Below are 2,954 nucleotides of genomic sequence, written 5' to 3' on the forward strand. Positions count from 1 at the left end.
AACCGGATCACCATGCCCTTCCGCAGCTTCGGCCGCGCCTGGCGGGCGCGCAGGTTCTCCCAGCACTTCTGCCGCCACTCAAGAGCGCTCTTGTTGTCCGTTGGCGTGAGCATCTTCAGGATGCGTTCGGGGCAGTTGTAATAGAAGGGCCCCATCTCCTCGCCCATGTCCTTGTACCCGAAGTTAAACTCATCCCGCGGCCGGAAGGACAGCAGGCACACAATCGCCCTCACCTCGCGGCGGCCGTCCGGCCAGACCCGCTCGTAGGCAATGTAAGCCTCCCTCATGTTTACCACGGCGCAATCGAGCACACGACCCACAGAACCATCAGGGTACTCGCCATTCTTTTCCTCAGCAAAGAACTCGCGGATACTTTGACCCGGAGTCTTCTCAACAAACGTCCAGCCCATCTTCCCGCCTCCTCCCTGTCGGGCCGTCAGCCTGCTTGCGGGCCGGTCCTGTGCAAATGGGCAAAGGCACACTGCTGCGCCGTGCCCCCAGTGCACCCGTGACACTGTGGGCCAAGAGAGGACCCGCTACGACATCGGGCGGGAAGACTCGTCGGTCAGCCGGGCGCACGCGGGACACGGCGGGTGCCACGACCGGGACGCCTCGGCGGCGTCGATGAAGTACCAGCGTCCGTCTTCCCCCAGGGCAAAGTCCAGACTCCAGGCCCCGAGGAGGACCCGCGCCAGCTCGCGGGCGTACCCGGAAAGCAGTTCCACCTCATCCGGCGGTTCTTCGTTCAGCGCCCGGAGCGCATTGCGCCACTGGGGCGGCTCCTCGCTGCGGAAGAACCGGATGGACTCTTCCGGCCAGTAGGGGTGGTGGCAGACCACCTCGCCGTCCCGCACGAAGTAGCGCCGCTCCCGCGCCACCGGCATACCCCAGAAGGCGCGGAAGGAGTGCTGCAGGGGGATGTGCTGCCGCAGCACGATGGCCTCGCAGGCGAGGTCGTATACGCCGTTTCCGTCGATCAGTCGGTACAGGTTGCGCCAGAGGTTCTCCGGGCTCTCGACGTAGCAGGTACGGCTCCACTCGTGCTTGCACGAGGCGAGGTCAGTTCGGAGAAACAACGGGTAACCCAGATGTGCGGCTGCCGCTTCCACCAACACCCGTACCTCTTCAGGAAGCGGCTTCCCGTCCAGGAGGCCCGCCAGCGTGTGCCACCCGGCCCATACCACGACCGTTTTCGGTTTGGGAACCGTCACTTCCCTGACCCGCGGCCACCACACAAGCAGGCTCGAAGTTTCCAACCATCGATCCCTCCCTTCAGATCTTCCGTCCTACGGTCGCGCGGCTGCCCCGGATCGCGGTCTGCTGGGGATTTGGCCCCACTCCCCGGGAGGCTTCGCCTGCACCGGGCTACGCTCCGCCGGAATGCCTTGTCGTTCCCCCAACCGGTTCAAGGCGTCCTCGGGAGTGGAGGCATCGTGCACCAGCCGGGCCACCGGAGCTTCGCCGTACCGCTCCCAGCAGACAAGGTATCCCCCTGACCAGCCGACTGGCACCTCGAACACCGCGGCGAACTCGTATTTGGAGTATGATGCGAGGACGAGCGGCGTGCTTGCCCCCCAGCGTAACAGCGAGTTCCCGGGTACCCACGTCCAAATGTTGTACCAAAGCCTTTCGGCGGACACTTTCATGCATGACTCTCCCCACCCCGGGGGAAGCACTGCCGGCGTCACGTAGTAACCCGACCGCTTCGGGTACGGCGTTATCAGTTCCAGCCGCGCAATGCGCGCGGGAGGGCGGCACCTCCGCAGCGCTCCCATCCACCCGCAAAACACCCGGTGGTTCTCCCAGGCCATGACCCGGCAACGCTTCTGCCTCTCCCGCTCCCCGTGCACCGCCTCCTCGAACGCCGCCTCAAGGTTTGGGGCGAAGGCATCCAGGGCCAGAACCCATTCGGGCACCCCGAAGTTGTCCAAGGGCGGCCCGGGCCACCACGCATCCCAGACCGCTGCGGCAAACAGAAACGCCGGCGTGAAATGCAGCGTGGGCGGGTAGGGGCCCGCGGGTCGCGTCTGTCCCCAACCCGGTTGCACCGAAAGGTTCAGCCGGCACCTCTCCGCCTCGCCAGAACCCGAGGTGTGCACGCGGTTGCACACCAGGCACCGGTACTTCACCGCCCCGAGTGCAAACGCGGCCCGGGCCGAGCACGCGTCGGGAAAGACAACGGCCTCCTCCAAGCTCGACACCTCCCCCGTGCCCCGCACCACGTGCAGGGCAATCCGCGCGTTTCCGGCGAGACGGCCACGCCGTACCGCCACCTGCGCCCAAACCCGGGCGGCGAAGGCCGCCCACTAACACCTGCCGCACCTGTGGTCCTCGCCCTTGCCGGTCACGACAAGCGCGACCAGCTCCCCGACGCGGCCCGCGAACCGGACGTGCACCAGTTCGCGGCCCTGCGCTTCTTCATCCTGGATGTGAGTGTTGAGCGCCAGCTCCAGCGCCTCGGGAAGATGGGCGCTCAACACCGCGAATCTGACGTCCCGCGGCATCTTGTTGTCTTCCCTCCCTCGGTCTCCCGGCCCAGCCGCACGCTGTTCGGGTCCGGCCATCCACGCCCCGTCCCCTACAAGAGGCGAACCTCGACCTTCGCGATCCGCTCGCCCCAGCCCGGGAGTTCGGCATAGTAAGCCCAAATCTCGTACACGCCGTCCCCCAGGCCACTCTGGAAGCACACGCCCGCTCCGGGGCGGCCGTCCGGGAAGCACATCTGCCCGCCCTGGTCGCGGCCTGAGGAGACCTCGTAGGCGAGGTCCTGGGCCGACCCGGTCCAGGGGGCGGCCATGCCGAGCAGGCCATGTTCCCGGCCTATGCGGCGAATTTCCTCCGCCGCTTCCTCGGCGGTCCTGCCCGGCAGCGCGACCCGCCAAGCCCCTCCCGGTGCCGGTTCCGGCTCCACGCCGTACTCAGCGCGCAGAATCTCGCACATCCGCCGGGCATCC

5 protein-coding genes are annotated in these 2,954 nt (G+C 67.0%); all 5 read right to left on the minus strand.

The window, feature by feature from the left end:
* Nucleotides 1-410: hypothetical protein (locus AB1609_19800; GenBank protein ID MEW6048688.1), on the minus strand; the 410-nt coding region annotated here is incomplete at its 3' end.
* Between the two features lie 126 nt (nucleotides 411-536).
* Nucleotides 537-1,256, minus strand: a complete 720-nt coding sequence (locus AB1609_19805; GenBank protein ID MEW6048689.1) for an ATP-grasp domain-containing protein — start codon at nucleotides 1,254-1,256, stop codon at nucleotides 537-539.
* 30 nt (nucleotides 1,257-1,286) lie between these two features.
* Nucleotides 1,287-2,192 carry a hypothetical protein gene (locus tag AB1609_19810; protein ID MEW6048690.1) on the minus strand — a complete coding sequence of 302 codons (906 nt, stop codon included), beginning with the start codon at nucleotides 2,190-2,192 and terminating at the stop codon, nucleotides 1,287-1,289.
* A gap of 114 nt (nucleotides 2,193-2,306) precedes the next feature.
* Entirely contained in the window at nucleotides 2,307-2,504 is a 198-nt protein-coding gene (locus tag AB1609_19815; protein MEW6048691.1) for a hypothetical protein, read from the minus strand.
* Between the two features lie 74 nt (nucleotides 2,505-2,578).
* The coding region (locus AB1609_19820; protein ID MEW6048692.1) for a hypothetical protein at nucleotides 2,579-2,954 on the minus strand (376 nt) is incomplete at its 5' end.

Source organism: Bacillota bacterium (assembly GCA_040754675.1).
Lineage (GTDB): Bacteria > Bacillota > Limnochordia > Limnochordales > Geochordaceae > Geochorda.

Bases quoted from the DNA above. Each gene is read 5' to 3' on its own strand.
- AB1609_19815 (MEW6048691.1), bottom strand. From the start codon at position 2,504: ATGCCGCGGGACGTCAGATTCGCGGTGTTGAGCGCCCATCTTCCCGAG.